The sequence below is a fragment of the Nocardia otitidiscaviarum NBRC 14405 genome (genome assembly GCF_000308635.1).
Lineage (GTDB): Bacteria > Actinomycetota > Actinomycetes > Mycobacteriales > Mycobacteriaceae > Nocardia > Nocardia otitidiscaviarum.
In genome coordinates this window covers 111,878-130,856 of sequence record NZ_BAGD01000081.1, presented here as the reverse complement: position 1 = coordinate 130,856, position 18,979 = coordinate 111,878, and the positions used below count along the sequence as shown (strand labels likewise).

Annotated in this window: 21 protein-coding genes; 8 read left to right on the top strand and 13 right to left on the bottom strand. The window is 68.6% G+C overall.

Annotated elements, in window-relative coordinates:
- Nucleotide 1 precedes the first annotated feature (1 nt).
- The 5 genes from ON31_RS17170 to ON31_RS17150 form a co-directional block, all read right to left on the bottom strand.
- Nucleotides 2-322 (bottom strand): hypothetical protein, encoded by a 321-nt coding sequence (locus ON31_RS17170; RefSeq protein ID WP_039814872.1) that lies wholly within the window; start codon nt 320-322, stop codon nt 2-4.
- The gene (locus tag ON31_RS17165) at nt 319-1,491 is read right to left on the bottom strand and encodes a hypothetical protein (RefSeq protein WP_039814870.1); all 1,173 of its coding nucleotides are present in this window, start codon (nt 1,489-1,491) and stop codon (nt 319-321) included. Before ON31_RS17165 ends, ON31_RS17170 begins: the two co-directional genes overlap by 4 nt.
- Before the next feature lie 181 nt (nt 1,492-1,672).
- Nucleotides 1,673-2,200, bottom strand: a complete 528-nt coding sequence (locus ON31_RS17160; RefSeq protein ID WP_169335019.1) for a DUF1990 domain-containing protein — start codon at nt 2,198-2,200, stop codon at nt 1,673-1,675.
- A 399-nt stretch (nt 2,201-2,599) separates the two neighbouring features.
- Nucleotides 2,600-4,333 (bottom strand): HNH endonuclease signature motif containing protein, encoded by a 1,734-nt coding sequence (locus tag ON31_RS17155; RefSeq protein WP_051037387.1) that lies wholly within the window; start codon nt 4,331-4,333, stop codon nt 2,600-2,602.
- 548 nt (nt 4,334-4,881) lie between these two features.
- Nucleotides 4,882-5,328, bottom strand: coding sequence for a hypothetical protein (locus ON31_RS17150; protein WP_039814867.1), 447 nt, complete (start codon nt 5,326-5,328; stop codon nt 4,882-4,884).
- A gap of 405 nt (nt 5,329-5,733) precedes the next feature.
- Here ON31_RS17150 and ON31_RS17145 point away from each other — a divergent pair, with 405 nt between their 5' ends.
- A complete protein-coding gene (locus ON31_RS17145) occupies nt 5,734-6,039 on the top strand; it encodes a hypothetical protein (protein ID WP_147287161.1) in 306 nt (101 codons plus the stop codon).
- A gap of 45 nt (nt 6,040-6,084) precedes the next feature.
- Here the strand turns inward: ON31_RS17145 and ON31_RS17140 are convergent, their stop codons facing one another.
- The gene (locus ON31_RS17140; RefSeq protein ID WP_218007341.1) at nt 6,085-7,041 is read right to left on the bottom strand and encodes a methyltransferase; all 957 of its coding nucleotides are present in this window, start codon (nt 7,039-7,041) and stop codon (nt 6,085-6,087) included.
- Between the two features lie 94 nt (nt 7,042-7,135).
- Here ON31_RS17140 and ON31_RS17135 point away from each other — a divergent pair, with 94 nt between their 5' ends.
- Entirely contained in the window at nt 7,136-8,332 is a 1,197-nt protein-coding gene (locus ON31_RS17135) for an MFS transporter (protein WP_039814861.1), read from the top strand.
- Nucleotides 8,333-8,364: 32 nt separating this feature from the next.
- Here the strand turns inward: ON31_RS17135 and ON31_RS36745 are convergent, their stop codons facing one another.
- The gene (locus ON31_RS36745; RefSeq protein ID WP_147287162.1) at nt 8,365-8,559 is read right to left on the bottom strand and encodes a hypothetical protein; all 195 of its coding nucleotides are present in this window, start codon (nt 8,557-8,559) and stop codon (nt 8,365-8,367) included.
- An 85-nt stretch (nt 8,560-8,644) separates the two neighbouring features.
- Here ON31_RS36745 and ON31_RS36740 point away from each other — a divergent pair, with 85 nt between their 5' ends.
- Nucleotides 8,645-9,112 (top strand): Scr1 family TA system antitoxin-like transcriptional regulator, encoded by a 468-nt coding sequence (locus ON31_RS36740; protein ID WP_147287163.1) that lies wholly within the window; start codon nt 8,645-8,647, stop codon nt 9,110-9,112.
- Nucleotides 9,113-9,114: 2 nt separating this feature from the next.
- Nucleotides 9,115-9,327: a DUF397 domain-containing protein gene (locus tag ON31_RS17125; RefSeq protein ID WP_039814857.1), complete on the top strand. Its 213-nt coding sequence runs from the start codon at nt 9,115-9,117 to the stop codon at nt 9,325-9,327.
- Between the two features lie 3 nt (nt 9,328-9,330).
- Here ON31_RS17125 and ON31_RS17120 read toward each other — a convergent pair whose 3' ends face one another.
- Nucleotides 9,331-10,305 (bottom strand): COX15/CtaA family protein, encoded by a 975-nt coding sequence (locus ON31_RS17120; protein ID WP_029924624.1) that lies wholly within the window; start codon nt 10,303-10,305, stop codon nt 9,331-9,333.
- Nucleotides 10,306-10,350: 45 nt separating this feature from the next.
- Nucleotides 10,351-11,316, bottom strand: a complete 966-nt coding sequence (locus tag ON31_RS17115; protein ID WP_039814854.1) for a helix-turn-helix transcriptional regulator — start codon at nt 11,314-11,316, stop codon at nt 10,351-10,353.
- Between the two features lie 104 nt (nt 11,317-11,420).
- Between ON31_RS17115 and ON31_RS17110 the strand changes: the two genes are divergently transcribed.
- The gene (locus ON31_RS17110; RefSeq protein ID WP_039814853.1) at nt 11,421-11,837 is read left to right on the top strand and encodes a VOC family protein; all 417 of its coding nucleotides are present in this window, start codon (nt 11,421-11,423) and stop codon (nt 11,835-11,837) included.
- A gap of 59 nt (nt 11,838-11,896) precedes the next feature.
- Here ON31_RS17110 and ON31_RS17105 read toward each other — a convergent pair whose 3' ends face one another.
- The 3 genes from ON31_RS17105 to mptB are packed head-to-tail and all read right to left on the bottom strand — an operon-like array spanning nt 11,897 to nt 15,290.
- Nucleotides 11,897-12,679 (bottom strand): ABC transporter permease, encoded by a 783-nt coding sequence (locus ON31_RS17105; protein WP_039814851.1) that lies wholly within the window; start codon nt 12,677-12,679, stop codon nt 11,897-11,899.
- Nucleotides 12,676-13,614 carry an ABC transporter ATP-binding protein gene (locus ON31_RS17100; RefSeq protein ID WP_370450463.1) on the bottom strand — a complete coding sequence of 313 codons (939 nt, stop codon included), beginning with the start codon at nt 13,612-13,614 and terminating at the stop codon, nt 12,676-12,678. Before ON31_RS17100 ends, ON31_RS17105 begins: the two co-directional genes overlap by 4 nt.
- Entirely contained in the window at nt 13,608-15,290 is a 1,683-nt protein-coding gene (gene mptB, locus ON31_RS17095) for a polyprenol phosphomannose-dependent alpha 1,6 mannosyltransferase MptB (protein ID WP_029924634.1), read from the bottom strand. The genes ON31_RS17100 and mptB overlap by 7 nt, the downstream gene beginning before the upstream one ends.
- Nucleotides 15,291-15,540: 250 nt before the next feature.
- On the opposite strand from mptB, the gene ON31_RS17090 reads away from it, so the two are divergent.
- Entirely contained in the window at nt 15,541-16,509 is a 969-nt protein-coding gene (locus ON31_RS17090) for a hypothetical protein (RefSeq protein ID WP_147287164.1), read from the top strand.
- Nucleotides 16,510-16,613: 104 nt separating this feature from the next.
- Nucleotides 16,614-17,441 (top strand): proteasome subunit beta, encoded by an 828-nt coding sequence (gene prcB, locus ON31_RS17085; protein WP_039814845.1) that lies wholly within the window; start codon nt 16,614-16,616, stop codon nt 17,439-17,441.
- 326 nt (nt 17,442-17,767) lie between these two features.
- On the opposite strand, the gene ON31_RS36735 is transcribed toward prcB, so the two are convergent.
- Nucleotides 17,768-18,163 (bottom strand): hypothetical protein, encoded by a 396-nt coding sequence (locus ON31_RS36735; RefSeq protein ID WP_039814843.1) that lies wholly within the window; start codon nt 18,161-18,163, stop codon nt 17,768-17,770.
- Nucleotides 18,164-18,285: 122 nt separating this feature from the next.
- Here ON31_RS36735 and ON31_RS17075 point away from each other — a divergent pair, with 122 nt between their 5' ends.
- Nucleotides 18,286-18,978: a response regulator transcription factor gene (locus ON31_RS17075; protein ID WP_039814841.1), complete on the top strand. Its 693-nt coding sequence runs from the start codon at nt 18,286-18,288 to the stop codon at nt 18,976-18,978.
- The last annotated feature ends 1 nt before the right edge of the window (nt 18,979 follow it).

Genomic DNA, 18,979 nt, shown 5'->3' with positions numbered 1-18,979 from the left:
TTCAGTTCGTGGACAGGGCGGGATCGGGTGGCTTCGAGGTGGGATCGGTGGCGATACGGAGCAGCGCGCGTGTGGCCAGGTGCGCGGCGAGGCGGTAGGCCAGGATCGCCGGGACGGCGACCAGCAGGACCATGCGCAAGCACACCAGCACGCTGGTGACGGTCGGATAGGCGATGCCGATGCCATCGGGTGAGCCGAACCCGTGCCGCGCCGACAATGCCGCCGCGATCGGATACAGGGCGAGGTACAGCGCGATCAGGATCAGCGGTATGCGCAGCGGTTTCCATACGGCGCGGAGTCGCGAACTGTCGGGGGCGCTCATGACGCGAGCTCCGGGCCGGAGGTGAGGAAGGCAAGCAGGAGGGCATTGCCGATCGCGCCGCCGGTGGCGAAGCGCAGGCGGGAGCCGCTGCGCAGCGGCAGACCGAAGAGGTTCGCGGTGCGGTACAGGCGGGTGAAGGTATCCCGGTGGCCGAACGCGCGGGCCGGGGCGAGCGCGAAACCGGTTGCCGAGATGGAGGTTCCGAGGATCAGAGGGCCGCTGTCCATATCGCCGGGACCGTCGTAGCCGTCGCCGTACTCGTCGATTGCACTGAAGCCCAGAATGGTTCGCTCCTGGCGGAACAGCGCCGTTGTCAGCTCTGCGGCGAGTGCCCGGTCCGCGAATCCGGCGAAGTAGGCCCCCAACCCGGTCCCGGATGCGCGCGGGGCGTCATGGGCCCGGCCGTCGACCCCCATGCGCTGCACGATCAGGCCGGTGGCTCGATCGATCTGCACCTCGCGTACCCGCCGCGCCCAATGCGACAGCACCGCGGTGTGATCGGTACCGGTCGCACGGCCGTGCACCGCGATCGCGGCGGCCACTGCGGCCACGTCGGTGGGGTACGCCTCACCGGGAAACGTATCCAGTAGGCCGGTAGGGGAGGCGAGCAGTCGGCGCGCGAGCGCGGCGACCACCGCGTCGTGTCGGACCGCGAGGTCGGCCGGGAACGCCGGATCGACCACGCGCGCCATACCGAGCGCGAGAGCGGGATAGGACAGGTAGGCGTGCCCGTCCCCGCTGTCGAGCTCGGCCATCCCGTCCCGGCCGTGCCAGGCCGCGGTGAACTCCGCGCGCATCTCGGGCAGCAGACTCTTGGCCGCCGCGCGAGTCACAATGGGCGCGTAGCGTTCCCGCCACTCCGGATACTCCAGACACACCTGTGCCAGCCCCAACGCGGTCATCTGATGAACGAGCAACCCCCACATCTCGGCGAGCCCCACCAACCCGGCACCCCGCCCCGCATCGTCATCTGCCTCGAAAGCCACCAGCTCCTCGGCGAGCCCACGCACCCGCCCCGCATCCCCGCGATACCACTGGTCGGCATCCCGCCCACACCACCAACCCGGCAGCACGCCCGCGACGGCCACCGCCACCACGAGGCCGATCGCGATCGCGAGTGGACGGTGGAATCTGTTCGCCAGACGCAGGATTGAGATCGGTCTCCCCATGACCCGAACCTACCGTCCGCCCAACGGCAACAGCCTGGACCCGAGTGGCCCGCATCGGAGAAGCACGCCGAACTTTTCGATGTACAGGAATTCAGAGCCCGCACAATGCCCTGAGTAGCGAGTCGACCTCGGCCATCTCGTTGGGCGTGGCCCGGCCCGCCAGTTCGCGTCGACAAAGCTGTCAGTCAACCAGCACTTGCAGATAGCGACGGCGGTAGAAGCGCTGGGCGAGCAGGAGAACCGGGAAGGCCGGTCGCCAGACGCCCGCGGGTGCGGGTCGCGTCAGTGAACGCAGCGTGAGATGAACCGTGCCGTTCGGTCCCCGGTGGACGATGAACGCCTCCTCACCCGATACAGGATGCCCGGGGAGGGTGCCGTAGGCGAATCCCCGTCGGTCGGGTAGGTCGACTACCTCTACCACCCGCACCGGCTCATGCAGCGATACCGGTCCGAGCCCGACCGAGATACGGTACTCCGCTCCCTCGGCGACACGATCGGCAGCACTGCTGCACGGGCTGACCCGGAACCCACTGCGCCGCTTGACTCCCCAGCGCAACAGATCCTCGGACACGTTCTCCCAGAACTCGTCGCCGTGTCCGATGGCGACGGACTTCGCGAACCACCGAAACCCAGACGGGTGCTCCTGCCAGTGTGGATCGGCGGGGCGGGTCGCTCCGACCGGCTGGTAGGTGACGGCGGTAGTCATCAAGACCTCGCTGAAGAGTGGTTGCGGCCGGGTGCAGCGTGGGATTCTGAGCGCTCGCCGCCAACACGGCGTGCCGGACCTTACCGTAGCGCTCCATCTTGACGCCTCGCGGCGCTGGGTGACGGTTTCCCGGTCGTGCTGGCTGACTGGACTGTCGTCCATTGAGATCGGTCGCATTGCTGAGTGCCGATGAGCGGCGTACGTGCCAGGCGCGAGAACGAGTTGGTTGAGCAGGCGAGGTGTTCGCGATTCCGATGGTCGAGTAGACGCCTGGGATGGCTCCGGCACACGCCGGCTCCCCGCAGGACCGGTACTTCGCCGCAGGGGTGTGCGGGGGTTTTTCGAAGCAGTTCCGCGGCGGTGCCCTCGGCGAGGATGCTCCCGGCGTCCAGCATCGCTGCACTATTCGCGCGCGCGGTGGGGTTCCCGAGGACGATATCCATGACGGGATCCGTCTAGGTGGGCGGCCGGGCGATTGTGCGAGTCGCGGCGCTGATGCGCACGGCCGGAGCGGGACTCGCCAGGATTGCCCTCGCTCGTGTGGCCGGACTCGTATCCGTGGCGAGACCGATCGTGCTGGCGAGCCTCGCTGTGGTGGGACTCCTGCGCGTGGCAGGGATCCTGGCCGTCACGGGACTCTTGGCCATGGCGCGATTCGCCGGTTGGAGCAGTGCCGTGCCGGGATTCGCTCGGGCGGGCGGTGCTGCGCCGGGATTCGCCCATGCGGTCGGTGCTTCGCCGGGGTTCGGCTGTGCGGTCGGCCAGTAGCCGGGCGCGGCGGCGTTTCACACTCTCGGCGAGCACTTGTTCGGGGTGATGGAACCGATTCACCCGCAGCCTACGGTACGGATCCACCGAGACCGGTGGACAGAACGCCGTCCGCCCCGCATCCGCGCTCCCCGCCGGGAGGCGGTGGGTGGCCCACCCGCTCGGATCATCCGGGTCGGCGGTGATCTGTGCGTGATGGGCATCGCACACCAGGGTGAGGTTGTCGATATCGGTCGGTCCGTGCGCGGCCCACGGGATCAGGTGATGCATGGCGCACATGGTCGCCGGAGCCGAGCAGTCGGGGTGGGTGCAGCCGCGGTCGCGGGCGATGGCGGCCAACCGCTGCCACGGCGACGCGATCCTTGCGCCTTCTCCCAAATACAGGGGTTTGCCTTGGGTTTCGTCGAAGAGCAGCAACAGTGGGATCGAGCCCTGCGCCATCCGCCATGCTTCCCGCACCGGGATTGTCGTCCCCGACGCCGCCCGCGCGACCCCCGCACCGCGCAGCAGGTCGGTGACCGACATGGTGAGCACGATCGACACCGGCAGGCCGCGATGCGCACCGAGGTTGTCCGGGCCGCTGGCGGACAGGAACGCTTTCAACGCGTCGTGGCGCCGCTGCGCCGGAGTACGCCCATCTCGCCCGACCGCCGCCGCCAACCGGTTCGGGTCGAACCCCTCAGGGTCGTGCACGCCGAGTTGAGGGCTGTCGGGGTCGTCGGACATGCACATACCCGGCCGCGCCCACTTCGCGAACACGGTATCGACCATCGCACGCAGTTCCGGATCGAAACAGCCCTGGAACGGGCTCATCCCGTCCAGGCGTTGTTCCCCGAACGTCGCTGCCCGCACCCGGGCGCGGTCCTTGTCGGTGGTCAGCGTCCCGTCGGGGTCGAGGTAGCCCAGGATGCGGTCGCCGACCTTGCCCACCATTTCCGGCGTTCCGGTGCGGGCGGCGTCGGCGAGGTGTTCCTCGGCGATGGCGCGGTGTTCGGTGTCGACCGCGTCGGGGATGCGGTCCATCACCCGCATCACCGCCCGCGCATGATCCCCCGAGATCGCCCCCGCGGCCTGCGCGGCCGCCGTGGCGGGCAAACGGGGTTCGCACTTCTCCCCGTAGGCGCTGGTCATCACTCCCAGGTGCGCGGCACCCTTCACTCGGGCGACGGCGTCGGCTTTGGCCAGCCGCAGGGTTTCCACCAGGTACCGGTACAGCCCCACCGATCCGGTGGTGGTCCACAACTGTCGGTCGTTGATCTCGATCACGTGTCGATGCCCGACCGTTTCGAGGCGACGGCGACACGCTTCCAGTCCTTGCACGCGGGCGGTGAATGCGGTGTCGGTGAATCCGGTCAGGTCCTCGGCCAACAGTGTGTCGATCGCGGTCGCCAGTGCGGCGAGCGTGGGGTCACGCTGCTGGATTTCCCCCTCCGAATTCGTACAGCTATTCTACCGCGAAATATGTTGCGGCAGAATCGGAAAGAGAATGTGAACTGAATATCTTCAGTTAAGTCGGGAATCGGATTGATCGGTCGGAGCGCGATGAGTGCTTGTGGGACGCGGTCTTTCTTCATGGAAGCGTGTCGAGAGGTGGACGAGGCTAATCATTCGAACCGACGAAAGAATCGCTCGATCGGTGGCCGCGGTCCGCAAAGCCCGGAGCGACGGACCTTGGGGTGCACCCGGACACGTTTGTCCGGCGGGATGGCAGCGCGCGCCGTAGCCGATTCTTTGCCTCGAGCGGCCTGGTTAGCGCCGACGTTCGATCGCCGACGACAGTCGGTGACGCGCCGTCCTGGTTTCGCCCGTGAGTTCGTTCGAGCGTGCGGGGGTGTCAGGTCACGTGCGTCAGGCCGCCGGCGTCCCGACAGTCGGCAACCGGCCGCTGCTTCCACGGTCCGTTCGGTCGGGTAGGTCTAATCCGTGCGGGCGTAGCGGACGGCGGAAATCACCGCTTCCATGTCGATCTGGAGTTCGGGGTTCTGTTGTTGGACCTCGCGGAGTTCGAGGACCACGTCGTCGATCGAGGTGCGGCGGGCGAGGGTGAGGAGTTCTCGGTGGATGTAGTCGGGGAGGGGGATGCCGGTGGCGTTCGCGCGGCGGGTGAGGACCTGCACGGTTTCCGGAGGGAGGTTGTATTCGGCGCTCAATGCTGTTGTGGTGGCATCGAATTCGGCGGAATCACTGGGCGGATTGTCCGATTCGAGGAAATCGACGATGGCGTCTACCGGCACGCGGGTACGGGCGAGGCGGGTCAGTTCCGCGCGGAGGTAGTCGGGGAGGGGCTGGCCGGCCGCTCGAGCTCGTCGGCGCAGGACATTCGCAGCCGGGGCGGGCAGATCGTCGATTGCGAGCGTTGCCATGGGGGATACCGTAGGTGGGATGGGCTGAAGCGACAAAGTTCGGACGTTCGTTGCGGTTTGGGCAAAGCTGTGTGTGCATACCGGGTTACATGAAGGGAGAGCTTCGTTTCGCGGTGCTCGGCAGCACGAATGCGTCCCCACCGGCGAACCTCCCCGGTGGCGGTGTCGGATCGCGGGCGGCGTTGAAGCCGCGGCATCGAAGTCCCGACGCGGGGGATCGAGACCTTCGCACACCCCGGTTCGTCCGGACCGGACAACTTGGCACAACCTGATACACCGGCTCTGAACAGCGCGTTCATCCTGGGATGCCGGGCTGTCGCACGAGTTCCGCAAGCCCGACCGGTGTTCGTCCGCCTAGCGTTCGGAGCGTCGGAGGAGTGAACGACTCGATCGGGAGGAAAGCGTATGTACAGATATCTGCGGCGTGCGGTATTGGCGGCTGCGGCAATGGGATTGGTGGCAGGCGTGGTAGCGCCGGAGGCGGCGGCCGCGCCCAATCTGATCTATCACAAGGTGATGGGTCCGAATCTCGCACTGTGGGGCTTCAGCGATCAAGCGTCCTGCTGGCAGCATTTGAGCGAAACCCCTGGGCCGCACCTCAGTTCGGTCACCGATTGCGAATGGCGTCCCAACAGCGGGCAGGGGCCCGATGCGCGCGGTAAGGACCCCGCCGGGTTCTACATCTACACTGCCAATCCTTCGCCGGTCTGAGTTCCGGGAGCGCGCGGAGAAACCGAAGCCGAACCCCCGCCCAAATCACCGGGCGGGGGTGAGGCGGAATTCGAGAAGGCAGCGTTGCTCGGAGAGGTCGGTGACCGTTTCCAGGGTGAGGTCGTGCGGTGCTGCGAGAGAGCGGAATTCGTCGATCCGACGTTCCCGGCTACCGAAGATCGCGAGCATGGCAAGATTGAATTCGGTACCGGCGCAGCGGTCCCCGACCGGTTCGATAACGATGATGCGGCTGTCCGGAGTGGCCGCTTCGACGCAGCGGGCCAGGATGCGGTCGGCGTTCTCATCGTCCCAGTCGTGCAGGATGTCGACCAGGAGGTAGGCGTCACCGCCTGCGGGGAGCGGATCGAAGAAGCTGGCGGCCGTCACCCGGGCGCGCTGCTCGAGGTGGTGTTCGGCGAAGGTACGGCGCGCCTGCGTGGCGGTCGGTTCGAGGTCGATCAGGTGGCCGTTGATGTGCGGGTGGGCGGTGAGGATGGCGGCCAACAGCGTGCCGGTACCGCCGCCGACATCGATGATGGTGGCGAAGCGCGACCATTCGAAACCCGTGACCATGCGCGGGATTTGAGCGTGCAGACGGTGGGCCATCTGGCGGTCGAACGATTCGCGTAGCGCTGTGTGCTGGGCCAGGTCGGACCAGAAGTCCCGGCCGTATCGGCGGGGGTAGGCGGCGCGGCCGCCTGCGGAATCGAGGTGGAGAAGGTCGACCAGGCCGGTGTCGGCGGCGGCGGAAAGGTTCGCGCCGTAGGCGGTGGTGCGGTAGCCGGTGGCGGTTCGCTCCATGACGCCGAGCGTGGTGAGGTGGGCCAGTAGCAGGTCGAGTGCGATCGGGGAGATGGTGAGGTCGGCCGCGAGGGCGGTGACGGACGCGCCGTTGCCCAGTAGCCGATCGGGCAGGCCCAGAGTCACCGCGACACGGAGTGCCATGGGTGTGGCCAGACCGGCCAGGCGGTGCAGCGTCTTCGTATCGTCGTCGTGTTCCACGAATATCCACTGTGCCCCGCGTCGCATCGGCGGCGGTAACTATGTCGGCCGATTTCCGCCGGACGTGGGGTGATGCGATTTCTAGCGTCGAGGCATGGAAATCGATGTCATGCGGACAACCCGTGCCACGACGCTGCCGATCGCGGTGGTGTGGTTCATGGCGCTCGCGGCGGCGCTGGGCACCGCGAGTATCTATCCGCTGCAACCGGCCATCGCGGAGGTCGCTGGCACGCTGCAGGTTTCGGTGGCGGTCATCGGGACGGCCCTGGCCTGCGGGCCGATCGGATACCTGGTGGGGTTGGCGTTGCTGGTTCCGCTGGTCGACCAGTATTCGCCACGCACGGTGGTGTCTGTGCAATTCGCTGCTCTCGCGGTGACTTTGGCGGCGAATGCGGTGGCCGGATCGGCGTGGCTGCTCGGACTGGTCGTCGGAGTGATCGGCGTCGGGTCCGCGGTGGGGGCGCAATTGAGTTCGGTGGCAGGACGATTCACGCGACCGGAACGGCGAGCGACAGTGCTGGGAATCGTCACCGCCGGTATTTCGGGTGGGATCATCGCGGGACGGTTCGTGGGCGGGTGGTTGGCGGACGGCATGGGCTGGCGGGGAATGCTGCTCGTCTTCGCGGGAGCGTGTGCGGTCGTCGCGGTCATCGCTCACTTCGTGCTGCCCGCGGCGGCCGGATCAGCGACCGCGGGCTATCTCACGACATTGCGCGGGCTTCCCACGCTCTACGTCCGGTACCCGCTGCTGCGGCTGGCGGCAGGCCGGGGCGCGCTGTGGTTCTTCGCGTTCTGCGCGATCTGGGCCGGGCTCGCGGTGGCGCTGTCGCAGCCGCCGTTCTCGTACTCGCCCGAACGGATCGGCTGGTACGCGGTCGCGGGACTGCTCGGTGTCGCCGCCACCCGGATCGCCGGAGTATGGACCGATCGGATCGGCGCGCGGCGGGTGATCCTGGTGGGGTTGGTCTTGGCGGTCGTCAGTGCGGTGGGACTGGCCGCGTTCCTGTCCAATACCGTTGTGACTCTTGTCTGTCTGGGGCTTTTCGACGCCGGGCTGTTCGCGGCCCAGGTCGCCAATCAGAGCACGGTGCTCGCGATCGACCCGGATGCGCCCGCGCGGTTCAACAGCGCCTATATGATCGTCTACTTCATCGGGGGCAGTCTCGGCACCGCCTTCGGAGCCGCCGCCGTCGGCTGGTTCGGGTGGGCCGCGACCGCCGCGCTCGCCGCCGCCGCGACGACACTGGCCGCCGCGATGACCGCTCTGCGCGGGGAGACAGGCCGGGCGTAGCGAGGGGCCGCGCGCCCACCCCGATCATCGGTTCAGTACGAGGGCGGCGCGGATCGGGAAGGCGGCGCGGCGGTCTGGATTGCGGCGGCCCGACTTGCCGTCGTGCAGAACGCCGGGTCGCAATCGCGGTGCAGGGCTTGGGTATCGCGGGCTTCGAGGGGGTTCATGGGGCCGGTGAAGTCGCAGCCCGCCAGTTGCAGGGCACGCGGAGAGATGTACTCGGTCATGGTTATCGGGCCTCGGGGTGGGCGGGGCTGGCGAGTCGGACTCGCACACCGGGCAGGAAGGAGTTGGGGCGGGTGAAGGTCCCTGATGCGGATCGGCGGCGGGGCGCATGGAGTCGCGGAGGTACTTCTTGCCGCACCAGAGCTCGATATGGGTGGGGGTGATGTTGCGGATCTTGGTGTGGGTCAGAACGATTCCGCGGGTGGCGGACAACTCGACGACCGGGTCGTCGACTCGCACCCAGATGGGGAGAACATCCGCGTCGAAGTGTCGGGCAGTTGCCGAACGTGTCGATTCGGCTCGTGCCACACAGTGTGGGGGAGCTACCTCGGGCTGATCGCGCAATCGTTCATTCTGCTGGAGTTTCCGCCGTTGCAGCAGCGGGGTCTGGTCGAGCCGCCGATCGTCTTCGTCGAGCTGCGAGAAGGCTCGCTGTTTCTGGAGGAGACCGCCGTGATCGAGCGCTATCGGGCGGCGATCGCGGACATCAGCCGCGTAGCATTGGACGAAACCGCCAGCAGGCGACTGGTTCTCGATCTCGCGAAGGAGATGTAAGCGTGAGTCTCGACCTATCCGGTGCCAGTTGGTTCAAGAGCAGCTACAGCCAGCCGAGCGGAGAATGCGTCGAGGCTGCGTATCTCCCGGACGGCGGGATCGGCGTGCGCGACTCCAAGAACGTGCCCGGCCCCGCGCTGGTTTTCGGCGGTGCCGCGTGGGACGCCTTCACCGCCGCGGTCCGGGCCGGACACTTCGACCTGCCCGGGCGGTAGGGATCAGGCCGCGTTGGCGGCGGGTTCTCGGAGGTCGGCGGGGAGGGGCTCGCGGGTGCGCATGGCGGCCCAGAGGGCGGCGGTGGCGGCTACCGAGGCGGCCGCGCCGCCGACGTGCAGGGCGACCAGGGCGGCGGGGACGTCGGTGAGGTATTGGACGATGCCGACCAGGGCCTGGGCGCAGACGATGGCGATGACCACGGTCAGGCGCAGGCGGATGGCGCGGGTCATGCCGACCGCTGCCAAGCCGAAGCCGAGACCCACCAGCAGGGCGAGGTAGGCGACCAGCAGTTCCGCGTGCAGGTGGACCAGCGGGACGATCTCGACTTCCAGGCGCTCGACCGGACGTTCCAGGCTCTTGTCACCCGCGTGCGGACCCGCACCGGTGACCAGGGTTCCGGCGACCAGCGTGCCGGACATGAGCACGGCGCTCAACGCCGTGAGCATCCGCAGCGGGCGCGGGGCCTGGACGGTGGCGACCCCCTCGTCGGGTTCGCCGATCTTGGCGTACAGCAGCACCGCCAGCCACACCATCACCATGGACGCCAGCAGATGCACCGCGACCGTCCACCACAGCAGACCGGTCAACACGGTGACGCCGCCGATCACGGCCTGCACCACCGTGCCCGCGGGCATGAGCCACGCGTACACCAGCACCTCCCGCCGCCGCCGGGCGCGCGTCACCGCCAACACCACCGCACCGGCGAACAGGCACACCACGAAGGTGAGCAGCCGGTTGCCGAACTCCACCGCCTGGTGGATCACCGGCACCTCGGCCACGGTGACCGGCACGAAGCTGCCCGGGAAGCACTGCGGCCAGGTGGGACAGCCCAGACCGGACGCGGTGACGCGAACGATGGCACCGGTGACGGAGATACCGGCCTGGGAGAGGATCACCGCGAAGGCGATGATGCGCTGCACCCGCAGGGAGGGCAGCGGGAACAGGTCGGCTAGTCGCTGGAATGCGCGTGAGAGCACGCACCGATGGTAGCGGGAGCGAATTCCGGCCCGTCAACCGGTCTACTACGAATTGTCGTTAGCGGTGGGGGCGGCGTAGCGGGCCGTGAGCTCGGCACCGATGCGCGCCAGCTCGGCGCGGACCTCCGGCGGGTCGAGCACCTCGATATCGGCACCCCAACCGGCCAGGTGGCGGGCGATGTCCAGGGCGGTGGGCGCACCCACCCGGACGCGGCTGCGACCGTCGTCGAGATCGGCCTCGGTCTCACAGTGCCGCCCGAACTGGTCGTGCAGCACGTACGCCAGCCGGGTGTCCACCAGCAGGGTCGCCCGGACCCGGGAGCGGATGCGCTCCATCTCGCCGACGACCTCGTTCCACGCGGCGGTGAGGGTGAAATCGTCGGGGCGCTCGAAGGTTTCGTCGGTGGGTTCGGCAGCCACGATGCGGTCGACGCGAAAGGTGCGCTGCCCCTTCTCGGTTCCGGCGACGAGATACCAGGTGTCGTCCTTGTCGACCAGGCCCCACGGGTCGACCGTGCGCTCCGAACGCCGCCCGGTGGCGCTCGCGTAGGTGAGTCGCACCCGGCGGCGGCGCACCACCGAGGCTTGCAGCCGAGACACCGGTTCCGGGCGCTCGCGCACCGGCTCACCCCACCGCGAGGAGTCGATGAGGGTGGCGTCGGCGGCGGCCTGTGCCTCCGCGCGGAAGGTCTGGGGGAGCGCCCGAACCAGTTTGCGCAGTGCGGCTTTCGCCTCACCGGAGACGGTCGCGGCGGGGCCGACCAGCAGGAACAGCGCCTGTGCCTCGGTGGCGGACAGTCCGCTGAGATCGGTGCGCGCACCACCCAGCAGCGACCAGCCGCCGCCGCGTCCGGCCTGCGGATACACCGGGATGCCCGCGGTGGAGAGGGCCTCCAGATCGCGGCGGGCCGTGGCCACCGACACCTCCAGCTCCTCGGCCAGTTCGGCGGCGGTCACCCGGCCCCGCGCTTGCATGAGCAGCAGGGTGGCAACGAGACGGTCGGCGCGCATGAATTCAGAATTCCAGAAAAAGTGCTCAATCGGTGAGCACTTTACGGCGGAGACTTGTTCTCATCACCGCCGAGAGCGGTACCACCGAGAGAAGGAAGAACCTCATGTTGCGCGGACTCACCACCGTCAATCACTTCGCCGCCGACGTCCCGGCCGCCGTGCGCTGGTACACCGAGGTCTTCGGCGTGCAGCCGTACTTCGAGAAGGACTTCGCCGGGCAGCTGGCCTACGTCGAATTCCGCATCGGCGACTACCAGCACGAATTCGGCATCCTCGACAGCCGCTACGCGCCGCACCCGATTTCCGAGCAGCCGTCGGGCACCATGACCTACTGGGCCGTCGACGATGTGGAGGACGCGTTCACCCGCCTGCTCGCCCTCGGCGCGACCGAACACGCCAAGCCGACCGAACACGGCCCCGGCTTCGTCACCGCCTCGGTGGTCGACCCCTTCGGCAATGTGCTCGGCGTGATGTTCAACCAGCACTACCTGGACATGGTGCGGCTGATCAAAGGCGAGTGACCGGTTGCGACGGGCCCCGGTGGCAGCCGGGGCAGGCCGCGACCATCTAGCGGCGGGGGTCAGTCGAAGCGGAAGAACTTGGTGGCGAGCCAGCCGCTCACGCCACCCCAGACGGCGAGCACCGCGACTCCGTACCAGTCGATCCCGCCCGCCAGGGCCCGCGTCAGCGCCTCCGACAGCGCACCCGACGGCACCGCGCGCGCCAGCAGGCTCACCGCCGACGGCAGATCGTCGGACATGAGCACCAGGCTCGCGACGCCCAGCATGACGAACCAGAGGATATTGGCCAGGGCCAGCACGATCTCGGCCTTGAGGGTGCCGCCGAGCAGCAGCCCCAGCGCGCCGAAGGTCGCCGTACCCAGCCCGATGACGATCGCGCCCAGCACCAGTCCGACCGGGGTGGGCCGCCAGCCCAGCGCGAATCCGATGGCCCCCAGCAGAATCGACTGCAACACCACCACGATGAGCACCGCCGCGCACTTGCCCGCCACGATGCCCCAGCGCGGTAACGGCGTCGCCCCGAGGCGTTTCAGCGCACCGTAGCGCCGGTCGAAGCCGACGGCGATGGCCTGCCCGGTGAAGGCGGTGGACATGATCGCCACCATCATGACGGCGGGCACCACGCGGTCGACCCGGGTATCGCCCAGACCGTTCAGCGGCAGCAGCGTCAACCCGATCAGCAGCGTGATCGGAATGAACATGGTCAGCAAAAGCTGTTCGCCGTTGCGCAGCAACAGGATCAGCTCGAGCCGGGTCTGCGCCGCCAGCATGGCGCCCCGGGTGGTGGGCCTGGGGGCGGGCGCGAAGGTCCCGGGCGCGAAACGATTGGCGGTGTCGATCATCCCCGTAGGTCCCGTCCGGTCAGTTCGAGGAATACGTCTTCCAGTCGGCGCTGGTCGATGCGGATATCGGTGGGCAGCACGTCGATACGGGCGCACCAGGCGGTCAGCGTGGCCAGCACCTGCGGGGTGATGTCGCCCTGGAGCAGATAGGAGCCGGGGGACATCTCGCGCGGCGAGAAGCCTTCGGGCAGGGCTGCTTCCAGCAGTTTCAGGTTGAGATTCGGTGGGGCCGTGAAGCACAGCCGACCCTCGGCCCCGTGTGAGGTGACCTCGCTGGGGGTGCCCTGGGCGACGATGCGGCCGTGGTCGATGATGACCAGCTGATCGGCGAGCTGTTCGGCCTCGTCCATGAGATGGGTGGTGAGCAGCACGCTCACCCCGTCGCGGCGCAGCGCGTCGATGAGCTCCCACACCAGGTGTCGCGCCTGCGCGTCCAATCCGGCGGTGGGCTCGTCGAGGAATACGATCTCGGGCCGCCCTACCAGCGCGCACGCCAGCGAAAGCCGTTGCTGCTGACCGCCGGACAGTCGCCGGTAGGGCGTGCGCCGCGCGTCCTGGAGGCCGAGGGTGCGCAGCAGCCAGTCGGGGTCGAGCGGATCGGCGGAATAGGAGGCCACCAGGTCCAGCATCTCCCCGGCCCGCGAACCCGGATACGCGCCACCGCCCTGGAGCATGACGCCGATGCGCGGCCGCAGCCGGTCGGAGTCGGCGATGGGATCCAGGCCCAGCACCCGCACCCGTCCGGTGTCGGGGACGACGAAGCCCTCGCACATCTCGGTGGTCGTGGTCTTGCCCGCGCCGTTGGGTCCGAGCAGCGCCAGCACCTGCGCCCGTTCGAGCTCGAAGCTGATGCCGTCGACCGCGGTGGTGTCGCCGTAGCGTTTCACGACGCCGTCGACGCGCACGGCGGGTCCGGAGGGGGCTGCGGTCACGATCTGACACCGTATGCCGTGGCCTCCTGTGACGGAGCCGACACCCCCGGCTGATTGCGCCACGGCAGCGCGTTGCGGGTGAGGAAGATGAACGCCAGCCCCACGATGACGGTGGCGATGGCGGACTGCACGATCTGGAAGACGTAGAAGTCCGCGCCGCGCGGCATGACCAGCAGGCTCACCACGACCGAGAGGGCGATGGCGGGTACCCGGAAGGCCGGTCGGTTCGCCCAGGCGGCCAGCGGCACGATGGCCCACAGCAGATACCACGGCTGCACCACCGGGAACAGCAGCACCAGAGCGCCGAGGGAGACACCGAGCGCGCCGACCGCGTGCAGGCGGCCGGTCCAGGTCGCGAAGAGCATGCGCACGATCACGACGGCCGCCAGCGTGGCCGCGATGGGCCGGGTGATGCTGAGCACCGCGGTGGTGTGGTCGCCCAATCCGAGCAGGACCCCGCCGAAACCGGTGGCGATACCGATGGCGGTCGGCAGCGACAGGTAGCTGCGCACGGCGCTGGCGGTGTTCAGCGTGTACAGCCAGCCGAATCCGAGTCCGCTGGCGGTGGTGACGAACAGGATGGTCACACCGGCGACCACACCCAGTATCAACCCGACCTTGACGACCATCCGGAAGCCGCCGCCCAGCCTGCGGGCCAGCGCCATGCCGACGAAGCCCAGCGCCAGCAGCGAGACGATCTTGATCGTGGACGACAGCGCGATCAGCCCCGCGCCGCCCAGCAGTATCGCCCAGGCCCGCTGATCGAACGGGTACGCGTCCTCGATGGCGCGCAGGCAGATCTCCAGACCGGCCAGCATGAGCCCGAGCATGAGCGCGTCATTGTGCACGCCGCCGACCAGATGCAGCAGTACGAGCGGATTGGCCGCACCCAACCAGAGCGCGCTCACCGCCGCCACCCCGCAGCGGCGGGCCAGCCGCGGCAGCGCCCACACGATCAACGCCAGCGCCCCGAGCACCAGCAGCCGGTGCAGCCACACCCCGGCGATGATGTTGTCCCCGGTGACGACGGCGATACCCTTGCCCATCCACAGGAACAGCGGCCCATACGGCGCGGGCGTCTCCCGCCAGATGTTCGGGACATTGTTGGTGAGCACATTGTTGAGTCCGAGCCCGTCGGCCGGACCCACTTCGTACGGATCCAGGCCCCGTACCGCGATCTCGCTCTGCGCCAGATACGAGTACACGTCATTGCTGAACATGGGCGGCGCGACGCTGAGCGGGATGATCCACAGCAGCAGCGTGCGATCCATCTGCGAGCGGCTCAGCCGATGTCGCGGATTGCCGCCCCAGCCGCCGATGGCGAAGCGGCCGAGCAGCAGCCACGCCATCACCACCAACACCGTGCCGATCATGCACATGGCGAGGGTGGAGGTGTGCGCGCGAGCGAAGAAACCGATGATGCGCAGCCCGGAGGTGGGATTCTGGCGCACCGGCTGCGCGCCCACCCCCAGCGCCGAAATGGCCATGATGACCGCGCCGGTGGCACCGAGCAGCCGGATGCGGGCCAGCTGCAGCGTCTCCCGCTTGTCCAGACCCGGCACATCGGTCTCGACGGAGTGCAGGGCGGCGGCGGTGTGGTCCGACGGCGGGACGTCCAGGCCCAGTGCCCGGCGTCCCCACTCGATGATCCTGCGCCGCGCGCTTTCCGATACCGCCACGATCGGTAGCCTAATTCGCCGTGCCGTCGAGCACCGCCACGGGCATATTCGTGCCGTGCCCGGCGGTGTGGCGCGCGAGCCTCCCCGCCGCCGCGCCGAATCGGTTGCCACTCGCCGAACACGAGGTGAATCCCCAGATCAGGTAGCGCGCTACTCGTGCCGGACGCCGCGCGCCGGGTGATGATCGACGGACGGTAACCGGTCGGGGCGGCGCGGCGGTCGCGTCGACAGCGCTTTGTCGGAGGGCGTCATGGCGAAAGCAGTGGAGCAGACCAGGGCCGGGTTCATCATCGCCCACGCCGGTCTCGGCTTGGGGTCCGACGGCACCGCGATGAGCGTGGCGCGGGCCGTGCACGACGGTGACACCGTCACCGTGCACCCCAAGGGCAATATCAGTACACGATTCCTCGGGATGGACACCCCGGAGGTCAGTTTCACGCTGCCCGCCGATCCGGATCGGTTCCATTCCATCGGGTCTCCCGCGTGGGAGGGGTTTCTCACCGATCCGTTCGCGGCCGGACTGCCGCCCTTCGATCCACCGCTGCCCGCGGCGCTGGAGGCCGGATTGCGGGCGCGCACCGGACCGGACTGCGCCGCCAACCACATTCGGCACGCCCGCGCCGCCACCAAGGCGCTGGAGGGCCTCATCGAGACCGACCGCACCGCCAGCGGGGCGAGCACGGCGGACTTCCGATTCTTCCTCGCCTTCGCCGCGGACATCTTCGACCGGTACGGACGGTTCCTCACCTATCTCAATATGGATGTGCCGAATCCGCCGCGGCCACCGAGCTACAACGAGCGCATGCTCGCGGGCGGCTGGGCGGTGCCGTATTTCATCTGGCCCAATACCAATCCCTTCCGGAAGCAGCCGAGCACGGTCGCGGCGGTGCCCGAGCCGGGACAGCCGATCACGGACCCCGGCCTGGACCGGGCGCGGCAGGCGGTGGCCGCCGCCCGCGCGGCACGGATCGGGATATTCCAGGAGGCGGATCCGTTGGCGCTCTTGCCATCGGAGCTGCGGTTCCTGGGCCGCAGCGTGGTGGGGCCGACGGGGTTGTCCCGGCCGGGCCCGGATCGCTGGGTCATCGACCTGCGCGCCGGAGACGATCGGCTGCTCGCGCCCGCGCGCTATCACGAGATCCCGTTCGCGGAGGACCGGTTGTTCGTTCCGGTCGAGTTCGTGCCGCTGTTCGTCGAGCGGGGGTGGGTGCGGGACTGACCGCGCCATCCCGTGCGATTTCGGGCGGGCAGGCGGCGGCCCGTGGTGCGAGGCGGTAGCGTCGAGGGACGAACACCGACGTACGCCGTTCCCGAGGAGGCCCGATGACCGCCGCGGACAGCCTGCCGCTCGACACCGGGTACAACCGGTCGTCCTTCTCCGACTATCTGCGCAGACACGCACCGGAGCTGCTGCCCGGCAACGGTTTCGGCGGCGAGCCGCTCGGGCGGGAGATCGCCGTGCACGGGACGACGATCGTGGCCGTGTCGTTCCACGGCGGGGTGCTGATCGCCGGGGACCGGCGCGGCACCATGGGAAATCTGCTGGCCACCCGGGATATGGAGAAGGTCTTCATCACCGACACCTATTCGGCCGCCGGATTCGCGGGCACGGTCGGGGTGGCGCTGGAGATGATTCGGCTGTTCGCCGTCGAATTGGAGCATTACGAGAAGATCGAGGGCGTGGCCCTGACCTTCGACGGCAAGGCCACCAAACTGTCGAAGATGGTGCGGGACAACCTGCCCGCCGCCCTCCAGGATCTGGCGGTGGTGCCGGTGCTGGTCGGTTACGACCCGTCGATCGTCGACCCGGACCGGGCCGGGCGCATCGTGTCCTACGACGTGGCGGGCGGGCGCAGTGAGGAGCGGTTCGGGTACGCCGCCGTCGGATCCGGTTCGGTCTTCGCGAAATCCTCGCTGAAGAAGACCTACAGCGCCGGACTGGACGAGGAGCGGGCGCTGCGCATCGCCGTGGAAGCGTTGTTCGACGCGGCCGACGACGACACCGCGACCGGCGGACCGGACGTGGTGCGCGGGATCTACCCCACCTCGGTGGTGGTGGATGCCGAAGGGGCGCGGGAGATTCCCGACGATCGGCTGATGGGCATCGCCCGCGACCTGGTGGACGAGCGTGTGGTCGCCAACGGGGGCTGAGAGCTCACCCCAGGGATGGGGCGCTACAACCGCACCGTCAACGCCGTGGCCTTCGGAATGATCAAGACTCGGCTCACCGAAGCGCCCGTCGACTCCGGCGGGACCATCGACATCCAGAGCAGGAGATCAAGGCGGGGGTCTGCGGTGGCGGATTCGATATCTGCTTCCGGGGGTGATCTGATTCCGGTGCGATTTCGGCTTCCCGCTGTCGTGGACGGCTGCCGCGAAACGGACTGGAACCGACAGCGCACACGGATGATCGCTCTGCGCCCCGGGGATCCGCCCGCCGCCCGCCATTCGGGCGACGAAGCGGATCGTGGTGGGAATCAGCCCGCCGAACCGGTGCTCGGCGCGGTGGTGAGGGGAGCCGCCGGGGCGATCGCGCCCGGCAGCGCGGGGACGACTGCGCCGGGGACGGTTGCGCCGGGGGCGGCGGGCAGCGCCGGGACGCCGACGATATCCGGTGCGCCCTGACGCTTGATGATCACCTTGTCGCCGTCGCGCTGCACGATGACACCCTCGTCGTCGAGGGGCAGCGGAACTCGGTTGCCGTCACGGTCGATCACCACCCGTTCACCGTCGCGGTGCACGGTGACATTCGGCCCGGGGGACAGTTCGGCCGGATGCGCGGCCGCCACGGCCATCCCGCCCAGACCGGCGGTGAGCAGGGCCGCCGCGCCCACGGTCACGGCGGCGGCACGGGTGGAAAGCTTGGAACGCATATCGTCTCCCTCGAATCGTCGCTCCGGACCATCCGGAACGTTGACGACTCTGGCCGGGTACGGCTGAGGACTTCCTGAAGGAAGCTGAAGACGTCTTCAGGTTGGCCTGTCAGGATCGCCGCGTGCGAGTACTGGTGGTGGAAGACGAGACGCGACTGGCCGGAGCTCTGCGCTCCGGGCTGGAGGCCGAGGGGTGGGCGGTCGATCTGGCCGGGGACGGCCGGGTGGGGCTGGAGATGGCCCAGACCGCCGACTACGACGTGATCGTGCTCGACATCATGTTGCCGGAACTCAATGGCTACCGCGTGTGCGCGCTGCTGCGCGAAGCGGGGGACTGGACGCCCATCCTCATGCTCACCGCCAAGGACGGCGAACACGACGAGGCCGAAGCGCTGGACTCCGGCGCGGACGACTACGTGACCAAACCGTTCTCGTTCGTGGTGCTGCTGGCCCGGCTGCGGAACCTGGTGCGCCGCCGCCCCGCGCCACGGCCGACACTGCTGCGCGTCGGTGACCTCACCCTCGACCCGGCCACCCGCATCTGCACCCGTGCGGGCAGCGATATCGCCCTCACCAGCAAGGAATTCTCGGTGCTGGAAATCCTGGCGCGCCGACCCGGCCAACTGGTGTCCAAGCGTGAACTGCTCAGCAGCGGCTGGGATTTCGCCTTCGACGGCGATTCCAACGTGGTCGAAGTGCATATCAGCGCGCTGCGCCGCAAGATCGACGCGCCGTTCGGGCGCAACAGCATTCGCACCGTGCGCGGGCACGGATACCGACTCGTCGCGGAAGGCGGCACCCATGATCGACCGTGAC

Excerpts from the sequence above, each read along its gene's own strand:
- ON31_RS17150 (WP_039814867.1), bottom strand. The coding sequence starts at position 5,328 with ATGGCAACGCTCGCAATCGACGATCTGCCCGCCCCGGCTGCGAATGTC.
- ON31_RS17110 (WP_039814853.1), top strand. The coding sequence starts at position 11,421 with ATGTTGCGCGGACTCACCACCGTCAATCACTTCGCCGCCGACGTCCCG.
- ON31_RS36735 (WP_039814843.1), bottom strand. The coding sequence starts at position 18,163 with ATGCGTTCCAAGCTTTCCACCCGTGCCGCCGCCGTGACCGTGGGCGCG.
- ON31_RS36745 (WP_147287162.1), bottom strand. The coding sequence starts at position 8,559 with ATGACCGAGTACATCTCTCCGCGTGCCCTGCAACTGGCGGGCTGCGAC.
- prcB (WP_039814845.1), top strand. The coding sequence starts at position 16,614 with ATGACCGCCGCGGACAGCCTGCCGCTCGACACCGGGTACAACCGGTCG.
- ON31_RS17145 (WP_147287161.1), top strand. The coding sequence starts at position 5,734 with ATGTACAGATATCTGCGGCGTGCGGTATTGGCGGCTGCGGCAATGGGA.
- ON31_RS17090 (WP_147287164.1), top strand. The coding sequence starts at position 15,541 with ATGGCGAAAGCAGTGGAGCAGACCAGGGCCGGGTTCATCATCGCCCAC.
- ON31_RS17135 (WP_039814861.1), top strand. The coding sequence starts at position 7,136 with ATGGAAATCGATGTCATGCGGACAACCCGTGCCACGACGCTGCCGATC.
- ON31_RS17115 (WP_039814854.1), bottom strand. The coding sequence starts at position 11,316 with ATGCGCGCCGACCGTCTCGTTGCCACCCTGCTGCTCATGCAAGCGCGG.
- ON31_RS36740 (WP_147287163.1), top strand. The coding sequence starts at position 8,645 with ATGCGGATCGGCGGCGGGGCGCATGGAGTCGCGGAGGTACTTCTTGCC.
- ON31_RS17165 (WP_039814870.1), bottom strand. The coding sequence starts at position 1,491 with ATGGGGAGACCGATCTCAATCCTGCGTCTGGCGAACAGATTCCACCGT.
- ON31_RS17105 (WP_039814851.1), bottom strand. The coding sequence starts at position 12,679 with ATGATCGACACCGCCAATCGTTTCGCGCCCGGGACCTTCGCGCCCGCC.
- ON31_RS17170 (WP_039814872.1), bottom strand. The coding sequence starts at position 322 with ATGAGCGCCCCCGACAGTTCGCGACTCCGCGCCGTATGGAAACCGCTG.